Source organism: Streptomyces sp. A2-16 (assembly GCF_018128905.1).
In the GTDB taxonomy this organism is placed as follows: domain Bacteria; phylum Actinomycetota; class Actinomycetes; order Streptomycetales; family Streptomycetaceae; genus Streptomyces.
In genome coordinates this window covers 6,246,742-6,263,116 of record NZ_CP063808.1, presented here as the reverse complement: position 1 = coordinate 6,263,116, position 16,375 = coordinate 6,246,742, and the positions used below count along the sequence as shown (strand labels likewise).

13 protein-coding genes and 2 pseudogenes are annotated in these 16,375 nt (G+C 72.7%); 7 read left to right on the top strand and 8 right to left on the bottom strand.

The window, feature by feature from the left end:
• Together IOD14_RS28065 and IOD14_RS28060 are read right to left on the bottom strand one after the other, a co-directional pair.
• Positions 1–1,341: an esterase-like activity of phytase family protein gene (locus IOD14_RS28065; RefSeq protein ID WP_212671876.1), complete on the bottom strand. Its 1,341-nt coding sequence runs from the start codon at positions 1,339–1,341 to the stop codon at positions 1–3.
• Positions 1,342–1,479: 138 nt separating this feature from the next.
• The gene (locus IOD14_RS28060; RefSeq protein WP_212671875.1) at positions 1,480–2,160 is read right to left on the bottom strand and encodes a TetR/AcrR family transcriptional regulator; all 681 of its coding nucleotides are present in this window, start codon (positions 2,158–2,160) and stop codon (positions 1,480–1,482) included.
• Between the two features lie 97 nt (positions 2,161–2,257).
• Here IOD14_RS28060 and IOD14_RS28055 point away from each other — a divergent pair.
• Positions 2,258–3,128 (top strand): annotated as a pseudogene (locus IOD14_RS28055) (patatin-like phospholipase family protein).
• Positions 3,129–3,214: 86 nt separating this feature from the next.
• Complete coding sequence (locus IOD14_RS28050; protein ID WP_212671873.1) at positions 3,215–4,390, top strand: cytochrome P450; 1,176 nt, start codon at positions 3,215–3,217, stop codon at positions 4,388–4,390.
• On the opposite strand, the gene IOD14_RS28045 is transcribed toward IOD14_RS28050, so the two are convergent.
• Together IOD14_RS28045 and IOD14_RS28040 are read right to left on the bottom strand one after the other, a co-directional pair.
• Positions 4,370–5,638 carry an SWF or SNF family helicase gene (locus tag IOD14_RS28045; protein ID WP_212671872.1) on the bottom strand — a complete coding sequence of 423 codons (1,269 nt, stop codon included), beginning with the start codon at positions 5,636–5,638 and terminating at the stop codon, positions 4,370–4,372. The genes IOD14_RS28050 and IOD14_RS28045 overlap by 21 nt on opposite strands.
• A complete protein-coding gene (locus IOD14_RS28040; RefSeq protein ID WP_249126305.1) occupies positions 5,635–8,250 on the bottom strand; it encodes a DEAD/DEAH box helicase in 2,616 nt (871 codons plus the stop codon). Before IOD14_RS28040 ends, IOD14_RS28045 begins: the two co-directional genes overlap by 4 nt.
• 451 nt (positions 8,251–8,701) lie before the next feature.
• Between IOD14_RS28040 and IOD14_RS28035 the strand changes: the two are divergent.
• Together IOD14_RS28035 and IOD14_RS28030 are read left to right on the top strand one after the other, a co-directional pair.
• Positions 8,702–9,759, top strand: a pseudogene (locus IOD14_RS28035) (acyl-CoA desaturase).
• 131 nt (positions 9,760–9,890) lie between these two features.
• Positions 9,891–10,073, top strand: a complete 183-nt coding sequence (locus IOD14_RS28030) for a hypothetical protein (protein WP_123987588.1) — start codon at positions 9,891–9,893, stop codon at positions 10,071–10,073.
• 55 nt (positions 10,074–10,128) lie between these two features.
• Here the strand turns inward: IOD14_RS28030 and IOD14_RS28025 are convergent, their stop codons facing one another.
• Both IOD14_RS28025 and IOD14_RS28020 read right to left on the bottom strand, forming a co-directional pair.
• Positions 10,129–11,151, bottom strand: coding sequence for a hypothetical protein (locus IOD14_RS28025; protein ID WP_212671871.1), 1,023 nt, complete (start codon positions 11,149–11,151; stop codon positions 10,129–10,131).
• Positions 11,152–11,298: 147 nt separating this feature from the next.
• A complete protein-coding gene (locus IOD14_RS28020; protein ID WP_212671870.1) occupies positions 11,299–11,595 on the bottom strand; it encodes a hypothetical protein in 297 nt (98 codons plus the stop codon).
• A gap of 348 nt (positions 11,596–11,943) precedes the next feature.
• Between IOD14_RS28020 and IOD14_RS28015 the strand changes: the two genes are divergently transcribed.
• Complete coding sequence (locus IOD14_RS28015) at positions 11,944–13,305, top strand: FAD-dependent monooxygenase (RefSeq protein ID WP_212673416.1); 1,362 nt, start codon at positions 11,944–11,946, stop codon at positions 13,303–13,305.
• 133 nt (positions 13,306–13,438) lie between these two features.
• On the opposite strand, the gene IOD14_RS28010 is transcribed toward IOD14_RS28015, so the two are convergent.
• Complete coding sequence (locus IOD14_RS28010; protein ID WP_212671869.1) at positions 13,439–13,972, bottom strand: PadR family transcriptional regulator; 534 nt, start codon at positions 13,970–13,972, stop codon at positions 13,439–13,441.
• A gap of 106 nt (positions 13,973–14,078) precedes the next feature.
• On the opposite strand from IOD14_RS28010, the gene IOD14_RS28005 reads away from it, so the two are divergent.
• Complete coding sequence (locus IOD14_RS28005) at positions 14,079–14,834, top strand: alpha/beta hydrolase (protein ID WP_212671868.1); 756 nt, start codon at positions 14,079–14,081, stop codon at positions 14,832–14,834.
• 6 nt (positions 14,835–14,840) lie between these two features.
• Here IOD14_RS28005 and IOD14_RS28000 read toward each other — a convergent pair whose 3' ends face one another.
• Positions 14,841–15,440, bottom strand: coding sequence for a class I SAM-dependent methyltransferase (locus tag IOD14_RS28000; RefSeq protein ID WP_212671867.1), 600 nt, complete (start codon positions 15,438–15,440; stop codon positions 14,841–14,843).
• 153 nt (positions 15,441–15,593) lie between these two features.
• Here IOD14_RS28000 and IOD14_RS27995 point away from each other — a divergent pair, with 153 nt between their 5' ends.
• Positions 15,594–16,367, top strand: coding sequence for an MHYT domain-containing protein (locus IOD14_RS27995; RefSeq protein ID WP_123987582.1), 774 nt, complete (start codon positions 15,594–15,596; stop codon positions 16,365–16,367).
• The last annotated feature ends 8 nt before the right edge of the window (positions 16,368–16,375 follow it).

The following is a 16,375-nucleotide window of genomic DNA, read 5'->3' as shown; positions in this document are numbered from 1 at the left end:
TCAGAGGCGGTGCGGCAGCCGGACGTACGTCACCGTCGTCTCCACCCCGCTGTCGACCAGCCGGCCGTCGGCGTCGAACGCCCCGGTGCCGTCCGTCATCCCGAAGTCGTTGTCGTTGATCAGGGCGAGCGTGTCGTGGTCCACGCGCGCGACACCCTCGATCTTCCCGGGCACCCCGGCGACCCTTCCCAGGTCGACGACCGGCTTCTTGGTGAGCACGGGCACTCCTGAGGCCGCCGGATCGTCGAGCTGCTCCAGTGACGGGGACGTGGTGTCGTCGTCCCAGGAGCTCCCGAGGATGTTCGAGGACCGGTCCAGTCGCACGAGCTGAAGCCGTGCCGCCTTGTCGGTGCGCTCCTCGACCAGCAGCCTGTCACCGCCGACGGCGACCACCGAGGAGATCTTCAGCTCGGAGGTGTCGTCCTCGCTCGGGTCCACCACGTCCACCGGGTCGAAGCGGTACGCGTACTCGGCGGTGACCGCCTTCCTCTTCGGCGAGAAACGCAGCAGCCGGGTGGTCCGGGAAGCCTCTCCGGCGTCGGTGTCCGGCAGGGACAGCGGGCTCTGCACGGCCAGTACCAGGTCACCGCCGGGCAGTTGGGCGAGCCCTTCGAACCCGCGGTTGATCTTCCGGTGCAGGAGGACGGACGGCAGCGCCTCGACCACGGGGTAGCCGGCGCCGGTCAGGTTCAGCCCCTTGGGCACATAGCGCGTGAGGATCTTCCCGCGCGCGGAGACGTGGACCAGGCTCGGCCCGTACTCGTCGACGAGCCAGAAGCTTCCGTCCGCCGCCCGCACGATGCCCTCGGTGTCCAGGCCGTTCGGGTCGTACGGCAGAGCCGTGAGCGCGTTGTAGTCGTACGGTGCCTCGTCGCGCCCCCGCTGGTTCGGCAACCCCGTGACGGGCCTTCCTCGCGAGGTGGTGATCGGGATCGCGTCCAGCACCTTCACGGTGTCGCCGACGACCCGGATCCGCACGATCGCCGGGTCGAAGCCCGGGACCGGGAAGGTGCGGCGCTTGGTGCCGGCCACCTTGATCTGGCCGTTGGGCCCACGGTCGGTGACGGTCCAGAACTCACCCTTGCGTCCCGCCGGGTAGATGTCGCTGCCGATGCCTCCGAGGTCCACCCCGCGGTCGTCGTCCACCGTGCCCGGCAGCAGTCCGTTGCTGAACACGCCGAGCGGGATGTCGCCGAGCGTGGCTGTACGGACCACATGAGCCTCGCCGGACGGGGCACCCATGGCCGGGCCTGCCGCGATCAGGGCGGCGACCAGGGCGAGGTGGACGCCCGCCGCGACTGTGCGTCCGGCGGGGCGTCGGCCTTCGGCGTGCGGTGACATGGGGCCTCCTGGGGACCGGGTGCGGTGACAGCGGCCAGATTCGGGCGCCGACCCGAACGCCTTACGGCCGGACGGTGAACGAGTGGCGTCGGCCGTGCGTCGGCCCGAGGTCGCGGCACACGCGTGTGTGCCGGGTGCTCACCCGGGGGAGCTGCGGGGCGCCCGATGCGGCCCCAAGCCCTGGAGCACATCGCCGAGTTCGTCCGCGGTGAGCGCGGGGGACGGCAGAGGCGCCACGGCGGGCGAGGCGCGCAGACCGTCGAGGAGCAGGGCGAGGGGGCGGCGCCAGGCCTCGGGGCCCACGGCGGTGGTGAGGGAGGGAACGGCCCGGCCGAGCGCGGCCAGCGCGAAGAGCACGTCCTCCGTGGTGACCTCCGCGCGGATGCCTCCCTCGTCGCGGCCGCGGCGCAGGAGCACCTCCAGGGTCGCCCGGTTGTGGGCGTGCACGGCCTGCAGCGACTCGACACCCTCGAGGTGGGTGGTCATCAGGTCGTTCGTTCCGCGATCGGTGGCCAGGACGGCGAACACTGCCTCCAGGTAGCCGACGAGTCCCTCCCAGGGGTCCGCGGCGGCCCGCGCCCGGTCACCGGCGGCCATGGTGCCCGCCAGCGGGTCGCGGAAGACCGCGTCGACCAGTGCGGCGCGGCTCGGGAAATGCCGGTAGAGCGTGGCGTTTCCCACTCCCGCCCGCCGTGCGATCACGTCCAGGGGTGCCTCCAACCCCTGCTCCGTGAACACCTCGTGAGCGGCCTCGACCAGCAACTCCCGGTTGCGTCGCGCATCGCGCCGCCGTACCGGCGCCGTCACGTCATCCGTCATGTCGCCCTCTCCCACTACCGGGGAGTGCTCCCCGGTAGTGATGCTATCGTCGGTGCATAGATGGGGAGTGGTCCCCGTTTTGTGGGAGGGGTGGGGCATGGGCAGTACGGCGCTCGTCCTCGGCGGGGGGCGGTCCCGTCGGCGCAGCCTGGATGACCGGAGTTCTCGCCGGCTTGTGCGACGCCGGTGTCGACCCGACCCGCGCGGACGTCGTCATCGGGACATCGGCCGGCGCGATCCTCGGTTCGCGGCTCCTCGCCGGTGAGTCGGCGCGCGAGCTCCACGAACGCCAACTGGCCGGCGGCGACCGGGTGGACCTTCACGTCAGCCTCGGACAGACCCTCCGCTTCCTGTGGGCCGCCTTGGGCTCCCGCGATCCGCAGCGCTCCGTGCAGCGCCTCGGCCGAGCGGCGCTGAAGGCCCGTACCGGGCCCGAGTCCACCGTGTTCGACGCTCTGCGCCCCTTGCTGCACAGCGTGGGCGACTGGCCCGCCCAGGCCCTGCGGATCACGGCCGTCGACGCCCTCTCCGGGCAACTGACGGCCTTCGACGCCGACTCGGACGTGACGCTCCTCGAAGCGGTCGCCGCGAGCTGCGCGGTTCCCGTGCTCTGGCCTCCCGTCACGGTGGCAGGGCGCCGCTGGATGGACGGAGGCAGCCGTTCCACGGCCAACATCCACCTGGCGCGCGGCCATCACCGCGTCCTGGCCATCGCGCCGGTCCCCGCGGCCGTGGGGCCCCACCCAGGCGCCGAGCAGCAGGCGGCTGCCCTCGCCGCCGACGGCGCCCACGTCACCCTCGTGACCCCGGACCGCACCACGCGCCGGGCCATGGGCCGCGACCTGACCTCCAACGCGCGTCGCCCGGCGGCCGCCCGGGCCGGCCACGCCCAGGCGACGGCACTCGCGGCATCGATGCACGCGGTCCGGCGCGGACCGGACGACGACGGCCGGACCTTGACGCCGTGAGCCCGACGGCCGCGGCCGCCACCACAACCCGAAGGCCGCGGCTGCCACCACAACCGCGACCGCGACCGCGACCGAAAGGATGCATCGTGCAGGCACCCACTCTGGAAGAACTGGTCCCGGACGGCCATGACCTGGCCTCGAACCCCTATCCCGTATATGCCGCGCTGCGGGCCAATGGGCCCGTGCATCGCGTCCTGGTTCCCGGAAGCGGTGAGAGCTGGCTCGTCGTCTCCCATGACGCGGCGCGAGCCGCGCTGACCGACCCGCGCCTGCGCAACGACATCCGCCATTCCTCGTCCTGGAGCGGCGACGGCGGACACGCCGTCGGCCGCAACATGCTCCAGGCCGACCCTCCGCAGCACACCCGGCTGCGCCGTCTGGTGGCTGCCCACTTCACGACCGGGAGCGTCACCGCGCTCCGCCCGGCCATCGAAGCCATCGCGCTCGAACTCCTGGACGCGCTGCCGCAACGGGGCACGGCCGACCTGGTCGCCCGGTACGCGCTGCCGCTTCCCGTCGCGGTGATCTGCGGTCTTCTGGGAGTGCCCGCGGCCGATCGCGGGGTGTTCCACGCCTGGTCCGACGAACTGGTCATGCCCACCTCTCCCGAGACGGCGGCCGCCGCCGGAGCCGCACTGACCGGGTACCTCGCCGATCTGATCGCCCGAGGACGCGAAGAACGGGGGTCAGGGCTTCTCGACGATCTCGTGGCAGCTGCGGACCTCACCCGCGAAGAACTTCTCGGCATGGTGTTCCTGATCCTCGTCGCGGGCCACGAGACGACCGTCGCCCTGATCTCCGGGACCGTCCACGCGCTGCTGGCCCACCCGGACCAACTCGCCCTGCTCCGCGCCGAACCCGACCTGACCGCTCCGGCCGTCGAGGAGTCCCTGCGCTACAACTCACCCGTCCACGCCACGGCTTTCCGCTTCGCGGCCGAGCCGCTCGACATCGGCGGCACCCGGATAGAGGCAGGGGATTCCGTGCAGGTCTCACTCGCCGCGGCCTCCCGTGATCCGCTGCGCTTTCCCGACCCCGACCGCTTCGACATTCAGCGCCCCACGCGCGCGCACCTCGGATTCGGTCATGGCCCGCACCACTGCCTGGGCGCCCCGCTGGCCCGCGTGGAGGCGGCCGTCGCCCTGCGCCTGCTGCTGCGCCACCGGTCGGCCATCGGCTTCGCGAGCGATCCGGCGGAGCTGACCTGGCGCAGCGGGACCCTCCTGCGGGGCCTGGCCGAACTACCGCTGCGGTTCGGCTGAGACGAACTCGATCGAGGCCAGAGCCGTCGCCGGATCGAGGGCCGCCGGGCCCGCGGGTATCCAGCGTTCCGCCTCCCTCCGGTACGGCCACCACCGCCCGTCCCGGCCCAGGCGTAGCTGGGTCGGCGCATCGACGACCGTCCACCGGTTGCCGTCCGCCGTGAACGACGGCCGTTCGTCCTCGTCCCAGGCCGCCTCCAGAGCCGCACGCGCGCGTGCGAGTGTGCCGCCCGAGGGCACCCATTCCTCCTCCAGCACCAACAGGGCGTCCGCACCACCGAGTTCCCAGGCACGCGTGGCGTCCGCCAGCGACTTCGGATCGCGGCCCGATCCTTCGGCAAGCCGTTGCGCCGACGGCCCGTCGGGTGCAGCGACGGCAAGGCGTACCGCGTCCTGAGCCACCGTCGGTTCGAGGACCGCAGCAGGCTGTTCGGCCGGCGGCCGGAGAGCCTCCGCGAGCAGCCGGTGGGCCTCCACGGCGGTCCTGGCGGCCAGATGGCGTACGGCGACCGGATCGACCCCCGGACCCGGCGGGGCCTCGGTGTCCAGCGTGGGCGGCAGGCCGGGCTCCTCGGGCAGCTCCGGGGGTGCGGGAAGGGGCGGCAGGATGTCGCCGGCCGCGTAGGCCTCGGCGGCATCCACTCCCTCCGGTTCCGGAGCCGCCTCCGCGGGCGCGGCGCTGCGGGCCTGGAGGTCCGCCAGAAGGGCGTGTTCGCCGCGCCCGCGCATCAGCAGCAGCACGAAGGGGTCCTGGTCCAGCAGCCGCGCCATCTGATAGCACAGGGCCGCCGTGTGCCCGCAGTGGTCCCAGGCGTCGCAGTCGCACTGCGGTTCCAGATCGCCCAGCCCCGGCAGGAGTTCGATGCCCGCCGACGCGGAGTCCTCCACCAGATGCGGCGGCATGTCGCGGTCCAGCAGCGCCGCCAGGTGACCGGCCCGTTCGACGGCGAGGTCGAGGAAGCGGTCCCACTGCTCGTCGGACAGCTCGGCCAGCAGGACATCGGCGCGGTGCGCGGTGCGGTCACGGTCCTGCACGACGGCCGTGATGCGCCCGGGACGTACCGACACCGCGCCCACCGCGCCCGCGCGGGCCAGCCTGCGGCCCGTCTTCACCTGGCCCGAGTCCAGCGCGGCGTCCTCCAGAGCCCGCAGCCAGGCCCGGCCCCACCACGACTGCGCGAACCCCCGCCCGTGCGCGGGCGGCAGTGCCGCGAACGTGCGCTCGGTGTCCGCCTCGTGTCCGGTCATCGCGTGCCCCCTCGCAGTTCCACCAGATCGGCCAGCTCGGCGTCCGTCAGCTCGGTCAGTGCCGCCTCGCCGGAGCCGAGCACCGCGTCGGCCAGCTCCCGCTTGCGGCGCAGCATGTCGGCGATGCGATCCTCGACGGTCCCCTCGGCGATCAGCCGGTGCACCTGCACAGGGCGCGTCTGGCCGATGCGGTACGCGCGGTCGGTGGCCTGCGCCTCCACGGCCGGGTTCCACCAGCGGTCGTAGTGCACGACGTGTTCGGCCCTGGTGAGGTTCAGACCGGTGCCCGCGGCCTTCAACGACAGCAGGAACACCGGCACTTCACCATCCTGGAACCGTTGCACCATGGCCTCGCGCGCTGCCACCGGGGTCCCGCCGTGGAGGAACTGCGACGGCAGGCCGCGCGCCGCGAGATGCCGCTCGATCAGCCGGGCCATGCGCACGTACTGGGTGAACACCAGGACGCTCGCCCCTTCGGCGACGATCGTGTCGAGGAGCTCGTCCAGCAGTTCCAGCTTGCCGGAGCGGCCGGCGATCGTCGGCCGGTCCTCCTTGAGGTACTGCGCCGGGTGGTTGCAGATCTGCTTGAGCCCGGTCAGCAGTTTCACGATCAGTCCGCGCCGGGCCATGCTGTCCGCTCCGGAGATCTCCGCCAGGGTCTCGCGCACCACGGCCTCGTACAGACCGGTCTGTTCCGGGGTGAGCGACACGGCACGGTCGGTCTCGGTCTTCGGCGGCAGCTCCGGGGCGATGCCAGGATCGGACTTGCGGCGCCGCAGCAGGAAGGGACGCACCAGGCGGGCGAGGCGCTCCGCGGCGGCCGGGTCCTGACCGCTCTCGACGGCCCGCGCGTACCGGGCGCGGAAGGTGCCGAGCCGGCCCAGCAGACCCGGAGTCGTCCAGTCGAGGATCGCCCACAGCTCGGACAGGTTGTTCTCCACCGGGGTTCCGGTGAGCGCCACGCGTGCGCGTGCCCCGATCGAGCGCAACTCCCGGGCCGTCGCCGAGTACGGGTTCTTCACGTGCTGCGCCTCGTCCGCCACGACCATCCCCCACGCGGTTTCGGCGAGGCGGGGCGCGTCCAGGCGCATCGTGCCGTACGTGGTGAGCACGAACTCCCCGTCGGCCAAACCGTCGAGTTCGCGCCGCGGACCGTGGAAGCGACGCACGCGCGTGCCCGGCGCGAACTTCTCGATCTCGCGCTGCCAGTTGCCCATCAGGGACGTCGGACACACCACGAGGGTGGGACCGGCGGTCGCCGCGTCGGTCTGCCGGTGCAGATGCAGCGCGATCAGGGTGATCGTCTTGCCGAGCCCCATGTCGTCGGCAAGACAGCAGCCGAGGCCCGAGGAGGTCATGCGCGCCAGCCAGTTCAGCCCCCGGCGCTGATAGTCCCTCAGCGTCGCGGTGAGCGCGGCGGGCTGCGGCACGGGCTCCTGGGCCTCCGGGTTCGCCAGCCGGTCCCGCAGGGCCGCCAGCCACCCGGTGGGCTGGACGTCGACCCAGCGGCCGTCGACCTCGGTCGAGCCCGTCAGAGCGGCGCTGAGCGCGTCGACGGGTGTCACCTTGCGGTCCGGCCGGGCCCGCGCCCGGCGCACTTCCCCCGGGTCGACCAGCACCCACTGGTTGCGCAGCCGCACCACCGGCCGGCCGGCCTCGGCGAGCCGGTCCAGCTCCTCGCGCGTCAGCTGCTGGTCGCCCAGCGCGAACCACCAGTCGAACGCGAGCAGGGCGTCGGCGGACAGGAACGACGCAGTGTCCGACGCGGCCCGGTCGTGGCCGTCCGGCGGACCGACCGTCGCGCGCGTGGTGAGCTTTCGGGCCAGTTCCTTCGGCCAGTGCACCTCGACACCCAGGTCGGACAGGCCTCGCGTGCCCGCTCCGAGCAGGTCGGTGACCTCCTCGTCGGCGAGTTCGACCGCGTCCGGGACGGCCGCCGAGAGCAGCGGGGTGAGCGGGGGCCACGCGCGTGCCGCCCTGCGCAGTGCGAGCAGGCAGTCCAGCCGTGCGTCGGGGCCGAAGGACGTGGTACCGCCCCACACGTCGGCGGCGTCCGCCACGATCGTCGGATCGTTCACGCTGTGCACCTGCAGAACGGCCCGGAAGGCGGGCACCTCGCCGTCGGCCAGGCCGCGCACCTCGATCCGCAGCGAGACGCGTACGCCCGCGTCGTGGCCCGCGGCGACGTCGGCCGCCCAGGCACGCTGTTCGGGCACGTGCTGCGGTTCCCGGGCCGCGTAGGCCGGTCCGCCCGTCACGAGGGGTGCCGCGGGGGAGCGGGGCAGGGTGTCGGCGACCGCGTCCAGGAAGGCGCGCAGCAAGAGTTCGGGGTCGGGCAGCCGGAGCGGCTCGGCGGTGCTCAGCGGTACGGCGTGCGCCTCGGGCGGCATCGCCGCGGCGAGCCGGCGGATCCGATCGACGTCCGCGGCGCCCAGGGGACCCACGCGCCAGGCGTCGTGGTCGGTGGGGGACAGACCGGGCAGCAGCAGCCCACGGGCCACGTACTGCAGGGCCAGCACCGACGCGGCACCCCAGAAGGCGGCCGCCCTGTGCCCCTGCGCACGGGCACGCGCACGCGTGAGGACCGGCAGGGCGGCACGGAGGGGGAGCATCACCGCCGGCAGGACCACCGGCTCCACCCCGTCGTCGCCGGGCCTCACGAGCGTCAGGTCCTGGACCGTCCCTGCCGCGACAGCGGGGGGAGCGGCGCCGTCGGGTCGCCAGAACGCCACACCGCCCGTTCGGGCCGGGTCGCCGGGCACGAACACGGCGCAGCACGAGGCCAGTTCGGAGATCTCGGACGGTGTTGCCGCGGGAAGCCTCTGGACAGAGATCGCGTGGCTCCTCAAATTTGACTACGACGGGGGTGGTTGAGGGTACATCACCCCTCGGACGTGCGGAGGGTGTCCTGGGTCACACGCGCGCGGGGGTGTCGTCAACCCCCCGGTGCGCACGGTGCTGACCCCCGTACGTACACGGGGGGTTGCCGCATGGTCGCGACAGGTCACCGGTTCGTACGTTTCCTCAGGTCAGCACGTTTCCTGAGAGAGCCGGAGTCCGGACATGCCCCAGAGCACCGCAACCGTCGCACCCCGCCCACGCGGTACGTCCGGCTCCCCACCCGGCGGAAGCGAGTTCGCCCCCTCCTGCGCGCGGCGAAGGGCCAGGGCCTCCTGGACCGCCGGCACGACTGGTACGGCCGGGCCATCGCCGTCAACGCGCTCGCCCTCGCAGGCCTCGTCACGGCCGTCATCCTGTCCGGCGACTCCTGGCGGACCCTGCTGCTGGCCCCGCTCCTCGCCGTGTTCTCCGCCCGCACCGCCTTCATCGGCCACGACGCGGGCCACGCACAGATCACCGGCGACAAGACGACCGGCCGCGTCATCGGCCTCGTCCACGGCAACCTGCTGCTCGGGATGAGCTACTCCTGGTGGAACCACAAACACAACCGGCATCACGCCAACCCCAACCACATCGACAAGGACCCCGACGTCGCCGCCGACGTCCTCGTCTTCACCGGCGAACAGGCGAAGGGACGTACCGGCTTCAGGCGTTGGCTCACCCGCCACCAGGCCTGGCTGTTCTTCCCGCTCACCCTCCTCGAAGGCGTCGCCCTGAAGGTCTCGGGCTTCCGGGACCTGCGCCGGCAGACGCCTGGAGAGCGAGCGGTCGAGGGCGCTCTCCTGGTGGGCCATGTCGCCGCCTACGCCACGCTGCTGCTGACCGTCATGTCTCCCGGGAAGGCGCTGGCCTTCGCGGCGATCCACCAGGCGCTGTTCGGCCTGCACCTCGGGTTGGCCTTCGCCCCCAACCACAAGGGCATGGAGATGCCGGACCCGGACGGCGAGTCCTGGGGCCACCTGCGCCGACAGGTGCTCACCTCGCGCAACATCCGCGGCGGCACCGTCACAGACTGGTTCCTCGGCGGTCTCAACTACCAGGTTGAGCACCATCTCTTCCCCAGCATGCCCCGGCCCCATCTGCGCCTCGCGCAGCCGCTGGTGCGCGCCCACTGCCGGGATCTGGGTATCCCCTACACGGAGACCGGACTCGTCGACTCCTACCGACAGGCCCTGAGTCACATGCACGAGGTGGGCGAGCCGCTGCGGGCGGACCGCTAGGAAGGCGCGGGTCCGGGGCGCCTCAGGGTGAGGTCTCAGGGATGTCTCAGGGTCCCGATACGGAACTGCAGGAGGCGCAGACCCGTTTCTTCGGACAGAGAGCGGCAACCGCCGCAAAGGAGGCGACGCACATGTCGAAGAACACGAAGATCGCCGCAGGGGGTGTGGCGGTCGGGCTGCTCCTGCTGTTCTGGCTGCCCTGGTGGGCCGCATTCCTGATCATCGTCGGAGTCCCGGCCGCCGCGTACCTCACGCTCGACCCCTCGCAGCGGCGCCGGCTGCGCCGCGTCACCCGCAAGGAACTCGGCCGCTGACGCACCCGCACCGGCCGGGGAGCCCCACAGGACCCGGGCGGTGCGGCGCGGCAGCTCAGCTGGGACGCACGGCCATCTTGTCGAGCGCTTCCAGCAGCCCCGGCAGCTCCGGGCCCCGGCCCACCGGCAGGACCTCCCCGGGCTCGTCGTCCAGCAGCACGAACGCGATGTCGTCGGTCCTGGCCACCAGCGACCAGCCGGGACCGTCGGCACGCAGCGTCCGCGCGTCGCCCGACGCGAAGGACGACCGGACCCGCCCGAGGGGCGGTGGCGAATCCACGTAGGCGCGGGCCTCCGCCAGGACGCGCCGGACGCCGCTGTGGCCCTTGCGCGTCTCCGTCTCGGCGTCTCCGGAGGCCGAGTGACCCGCGGCGCTGTCCGCTGTCGCTCCGTCCTCTCCAGCGCTGCCTTGCGTGCTCCGGCCTTCCGGGGCCGTGCCGCCCGTGGCCTTGTCCTCGGAGTCGGCACGAGCCGAGGCGTCGGCGTCCTGGGTCACGGCGGCCTCGGGCACGCCGTCCCCGGTCCTGCCTTCCGTGGCCGCGCCGTCCCCCGCGGACCCGCCGTTCGGGCTCGGGAAGTCCGCGTCGTCGATCTGGTCCCGCCACGTGGCCCACTGGAGCGCGATCTCGTCGGCTCCCAGACGCCGCTGGGCGGAACCCCACGTGGACGTGTCCGGCGGCGCCAACGCGGGGCCGTCGGCGGCCTCGGGATCGGGGTCGTGCGGGGCCGGCACCCCGGGTGCGGCGACCGCGACCGCGAGCGGCCAGCCGGGCAGGGCGGCCACGACCGTGCGCTCGTCGGGCGACAGGTCGTACTCCATCCCGCAGTCCCAGGACGCGATGGCGACAGCGACCAGCGAGACGTCGTCGATGACGACGGTCCACCGGGCACCGCCGCCGTCCTGGCCGATCACCAGGCCGTACCCGTCGGCCAGCGGCGCCAGACCGAGCGCCGCGCAGGCCTCCGGATAGTCGTCGCCCAGCACGCTCGGGAACTTCGCCGGCGTCAAAAGCACCGCCGTCAGCACATAGAGCGCGTCGTCCGCGGCGGCGACGGCGTCCTCGTCCGTCCCGGCCATCCCAGCCTCCCCATCGGTTCGTCCAACGGCGCGCACCCTAGTGTGCGGGGAAGGCGCTTGTCACGACTCCCAAGTACACCCGGAGCTGCAGTTTTCCGGCTGGACGGGGGCGAATCGACCTTCCGCGCCGGCCTTCCCGCCGACCGGTCAGACCGCCGGCAGCCCCAGGAGCGCCCGTGCCACCGTACGCGGAGACTCGTCGCGCTCCCGCGCGAGGGCGATGACGGCCCGGCACGCGAGCTCGTTGACCCCGAACGACAACGCCTCCGGCGAGACCCAGGCCGAAGCCTCGTCGATCCGGTCCTGGTCGTCCTCCGCACAGGCCGAGACATATGCGGCGGCGGCCTCGAACAGATTGTGCGGACGGGCCTCCCGGCCGGCCGGCACCTCGATGCGCAGCGCATTGACGAATCTGGTGCTGGACTTGCGGATCCTGGCCCACATACCGATCACCTTCCCCCTGCGTGACGCGGTCCAGTCGAACGTTCACCTTCTGCTACTCACCGTAGAGTTGGAGCCCTGGCCGCAGAAGGGGGCCGGGGTGTCGCGCGCGGTCGCCACCGCCGTGCGGCTTCAGCCCACCCGTCAGCCACCCGGTGCACTCGCAACCCGCCCGGAGCCGCCGTACGCGGGTCGCTCGGAAGGGCCGGAAAACGGTCAAACCGCTGTGCGCGACGGGATACTTGTGTCTTCTCGCGACATGGCGATCAGGGGAGTGGATCGGTGAATTCTGCCGGAGAGACGGGCCGTCGGGGCGAAGACGGCGGCCGGGGCGGGCTGCATGCCGTCGTCGTGGGCGGGAGCCTCGCGGGGCTTCTCGCGGCACATGTCCTGGCCGGACACGCCGACCGGGTGACCGTCGTCGAGCGCGACCGGTTCCAGGAGGGCGCCGAGCCCCGGTCCGGCGTTCCGCAGGGCCGGCACCCGCACGTTCTGCTCCAGGGCGGACAGGTTGCCATGGAGTCGCTGCTGCCGGGGTTCCTGGCAGAGCTGAGCGAGGCGGGGGCGCCCCGGGTGGGCATGCCGGCGGACATGGTGCTGTGGCAGAGCGGCCGATGGTTCCGCCGGCTGCCCGCGACGACGCACATCTACACCGGCTCCCGCGCGCAGCTCGAGCACCTGGTGCGGCGGCGCGTCCTCGCCGACCCGGCGATCGGCGTCCAGGAGGGGACCGACGTCGTGGGCCTGGTCGGCGACGCCACACGCGTGCGTGGCGTGCTGATGCGGGACCGCTCCGGCGACAACCGCGCGGAGCCGCGCCTGCTGGAGGCCGATCTCGTCGTCGACGCCTCCGGCAGCGGCACGAAGGCCCCGCGGTGGCTCGAGGCCATCGGCGCCCGGGTACCGGACGAGGAGACCATCGACACCGGACTCGCCTACGCCTCCCGCGTCTACCGCGGCACGAACGGCGCTCTTGAGGGCGAGACCCGCGGCTACTACGCCTACCCCGACCCGGAGCAGGTGCACGCCGGCGGCGCACTGCCCCTGGAGGACGGCACTCATCTGGTGATCGTCTCGGGGCTGCGCGGCGACGAACCTCCCACAGAGGACGCCGAGTTCGTGACGTACACCAAGAGGTTGCCGCATCCGCCCCTGCACCGGTGGCTGGACCAGGCCGAACCGCTCTCCCCGGCGTTCGGCTACCGGCGGACCGCGAACACCCGCCGCCGGTACGACCTCCCCGGCCATCCGGCGGGGTTCCTCGCCACCGGTGACGCCCTGTGCACCTTCAACCCGATCTACGGGCAGGGCATGGCCGTCGCCGCGATGAGCGCGGTCGCCCTGCGGGACGCGCTGGCCGACCGGCGCCGCACGCCCACCACGCGGCGCGTGCAGCAGGCGCTCCTCGCGGCGTCCCGGCAGGCCTGGGACATCTCCGCCGGGGCGGACCGCAAGATGCCGGGCGCGGTGGGCACCGCGATCGACGGCGGGCCCGCGGACCGGCTCGCCGGCTGGTACCTGAGCCGGGTGCAGCAGAGGGCGCCCGGCGACCCGGTCGTGGGGCAGGCCTTCCGTGCCGTGCTGACCCTCGCCGCGCCCGTCACCGCCCTGTTCGCGCCATCCGTGGCCCGGGCTGTCCTGTTCGGCCCGCCCGCGCCGACTCCCACCGAGCCGCCCGCCGCACCGGAGGAGCCCGAAGCGCACGGGCGGTGAGGCATCGGAGGAGCCCGGGTCGCGCGGGCGGTGACGCATCGGAGGAGCCCGGGTCGCGCGCGGTGACCACTTCGGTCGGGCCGCGGGCCGCGGGACGCATGTCTCGCCGGTGACCTCGGCGCCGGGTCGACGCCTACGAAGAGGCCGCGTCGAGTGACTCGATCGTCTCCCGCAGCCAGCTGAGCTCGGCCCGGGACGTGGCGCGTGCGATGGTCAGCACACCGCGCCGGAAAGGATCGTCCAGCTCCTCGGCGCTCAGCGGCCGGTCGCCCTCGTAGAAGAAGCTCGCGGGCTCCTCCAGGAAGGCGAGCCGGCGCCGGAGCACGGCCGCCTGTGCGGCGGCGTCGTCCAGGTGGCGGAGGAAGGCGAGAACCGTGAACCAGCGGTTCTCGTCGGTGATGTCGCGCGCGGCCGGCTCGGCCAGCCGTCGGCGCAACTCCTGGCGTCCGGCGTCGGTGAGCGTCAGCACATGGCGTGGCGCGGCCACGGCACCGGGCTCCGTCGCGCGCGCCAGCAACTCCGCCTTCTCCAGCCGCTTGATCGCCGGATACAGCGTGCTCTCGGCCACGGGCCGCACATGACCTGCCAGCGCGGTGAGGCGCTTGCGCAGCTCATAGCCGTGCAGCGGGGCGTCGTACAGGAATCCGAGGATGGCGAGCTCCAGCATGCACGCATTGTGCCGCATCAGCGCTGTACATCTCTGCTGTGTTACATCGTCTTCGCAATACATCGGTGGCGATGTATTGTTCTGAGGACTCACCGAGGGAGGGCACATGAGGCAGGCCGAGTTCGACGGCAAGGGAAGCTGCATCCGCTGGACCGAGACGCCCGGCGTGGAGCCGGCACGCGTGTACGTGCACGGTTTGGGATCGATCTCGGCCGTCTATCACGCGCACATCGCGGCCCGGCCCGAACTCGCGGGTCGGCGCAGCCTGTTCGTCGATCTGCCCGGGCACGGCGTCAGCGACCGCCCCGAGCACTTCGGATACACACTGGAGGACCACGCGGACGCCCTGGCCGTGGCCCTGGACGCCGCGCAGCTGACCGGCGTCGAGCTGATCGCGCACAGCATGGGCGGATCGGTCGCGCTCGTGCTCGCTCACCGCAGGCCCGAACTCGTCTCCCGGCTCGTCCTGACGGAGGCCAACCTCGACGCCTCGCCCCCGGCCACGGCGGGCAGCAGCCGGATCGACGCGTACGAGGAGGACGACTTCGTCGCAGGTGCCCACGCGCGCGTGCTGGAGAAGGTCGGCCCGCTGTGGGCGGCGACCATGCGGCTGGCCGACCCGCGTGCCCTGCACCGCAGCGCGGCCGGGCTCAGGCGGGGATCGGTGCCCATGATGCGCGAGATCCTCGAAGGTCTGCCGATCGACCGTGTCTATCTCCAGGGCGAGCTCAGCGGTGAACTGGAGGGGCGCAGCACGCTGGAGGCGACAGGTGTGCGCGTGGTGACCGTCCCCGGCGCAGGCCACAACGTCATGCTCGACAACCCCGATGCCTTCGTCGCCGTGGTCGCCGGGAGCAGGTGAGCGCGGTCAGCCCTCGCGGACGGCCAGGGCCAGGAAGCGGGCCTCCTCGTCGGCGTACGACGTCATGCGCCAGCCCGAACCGGCCAGCAGCGGGCGGAGGTTGGGCTCGGCGCGCAGGTCCTCCTCGCTGATCCGCCGGCCCTGGCGTGCGGCGAGCGCGGCCCTGCCGATCGGATGGAACAGGGCGAGGATGCCGCCGGGCCGTACCACTCGGGCCAACTCGCGCAGATTCTCCGCCGGGTCGGGCAGATGGGAGATCAGGCCCGCTCCGAAGACGGCGTCGAGCGAACGGGAGCGGAGCGGCAGCGCGGTCACGTCGGCGAGCAGCAGCCGCCCGTCCCGGTCCCGTCCGGCCTGTACGGCGGCCGCCAGCATGGCCGGGGTCAGATCGGCCCCCACGACCACCCCGGAAGGCCCCACGGCCGCCCTCAGGGGCGGCAGGGCCCGTCCCGTGCCGCAGCCCGCGTCGAGCACCCGGTCGCCCTCGCGCAGGCCCAGCTCGGCGACCGCGGCGGCGTAGGCCGGACCGTCGTCCGGGAACCGGCTGTCCCAGTCGGCGGCACGGGCCGAGAAGAACTCCTGGACGTGTGTGCGGTCGTCGCTCATGTCTCGCATGATCCCTCACCGACACGGATGAGGGCCCGTGTGCACACGTTCGAGCGTGACGCGATCGTTCCGACGCATCTCTGGGTCATATTGCAACACCTTTCGAAATGCGCCCTCTTTGTGCGCCCCTGCCCCGACTAGCGTCCCTTGGCCATGGGACACCTGGACCACGCAGCCCTGGGCTGGCTGACGCCCACACTGTCGTACGTCATGGCCTGCATCGGCGCCGCGCTCGGCCTGCGCTGCACCGTCCGCGCGCTCGGAGCCACCGGGCGTTCGCGCCGCAACTGGCTCTTCACCGCGGCCTCGGCCATCGGGACCGGCATCTGGACCATGCACTTCGTGGCCATGCTCGGCTTCAGCGTCAGCGGGACCGACATCCGCTACGACGTACCCCTGACCATCGCGAGCCTCCTGGTCGCGATGGTCGTCGTCTCCGCCGGCGTCTTCGCGGTCGGCTACGGCCGTGACCGGGTCCGTGCGCTCTTCCTGGGCGGTCTCACCACCGGCCTGGGCGTGGCGAGCATGCACTACCTCGGCATGGCCGCCGTACGGCTGCACGGCGGCGTCCACTACGATCCCGTCCTCGTCGGACTCTCCGTCCTCATCGCCGTGGTCGCGGCGACGGCGGCCCTGTGGGCGGCGCTCAACATCAAGTCGCCGGTCGCCGTCACCATCGCCTCCCTGATCATGGGCGCCGCGGTCAGCAGCATGCACTACACCGGGATGTTCGCGGTGAGCGTGCGGGTCTCGCCCTCCGGTGACGTCCTGCCCGGGGCCACGGCGATGCAGTTCATCTTCCCGCTCGCCGTAGGACTCGGCTCCTACCTCTTCCTGACCTCCGCCTTCGTCGCGCTGTCGCCCACGACAGGCGAGCGCGAGGCATCCGCCTCCGCCCAGCGCGCGGTCGAGAGCGTCACCTCCTGAGCGTCACC

Bases quoted from the DNA above. Each gene is read 5' to 3' on its own strand.
- IOD14_RS28065 (WP_212671876.1), bottom strand. From the start codon at position 1,341: ATGTCACCGCACGCCGAAGGCCGACGCCCCGCCGGACGCACAGTCGCG.
- IOD14_RS28060 (WP_212671875.1), bottom strand. From the start codon at position 2,160: ATGACGGATGACGTGACGGCGCCGGTACGGCGGCGCGATGCGCGACGC.
- IOD14_RS28045 (WP_212671872.1), bottom strand. From the start codon at position 5,638: ATGACCGGACACGAGGCGGACACCGAGCGCACGTTCGCGGCACTGCCG.
- IOD14_RS28040 (WP_249126305.1), bottom strand. From the start codon at position 8,250: ATGCTCCCCCTCCGTGCCGCCCTGCCGGTCCTCACGCGTGCGCGTGCC.
- IOD14_RS28030 (WP_123987588.1), top strand. From the start codon at position 9,891: ATGTCGAAGAACACGAAGATCGCCGCAGGGGGTGTGGCGGTCGGGCTG.
- IOD14_RS28025 (WP_212671871.1), bottom strand. From the start codon at position 11,151: ATGGCCGGGACGGACGAGGACGCCGTCGCCGCCGCGGACGACGCGCTC.
- IOD14_RS28020 (WP_212671870.1), bottom strand. From the start codon at position 11,595: ATGTGGGCCAGGATCCGCAAGTCCAGCACCAGATTCGTCAATGCGCTG.
- IOD14_RS28010 (WP_212671869.1), bottom strand. From the start codon at position 13,972: ATGCTGGAGCTCGCCATCCTCGGATTCCTGTACGACGCCCCGCTGCAC.
- IOD14_RS28005 (WP_212671868.1), top strand. From the start codon at position 14,079: ATGAGGCAGGCCGAGTTCGACGGCAAGGGAAGCTGCATCCGCTGGACC.
- IOD14_RS28000 (WP_212671867.1), bottom strand. From the start codon at position 15,440: ATGAGCGACGACCGCACACACGTCCAGGAGTTCTTCTCGGCCCGTGCC.
- IOD14_RS27995 (WP_123987582.1), top strand. From the start codon at position 15,594: ATGGGACACCTGGACCACGCAGCCCTGGGCTGGCTGACGCCCACACTG.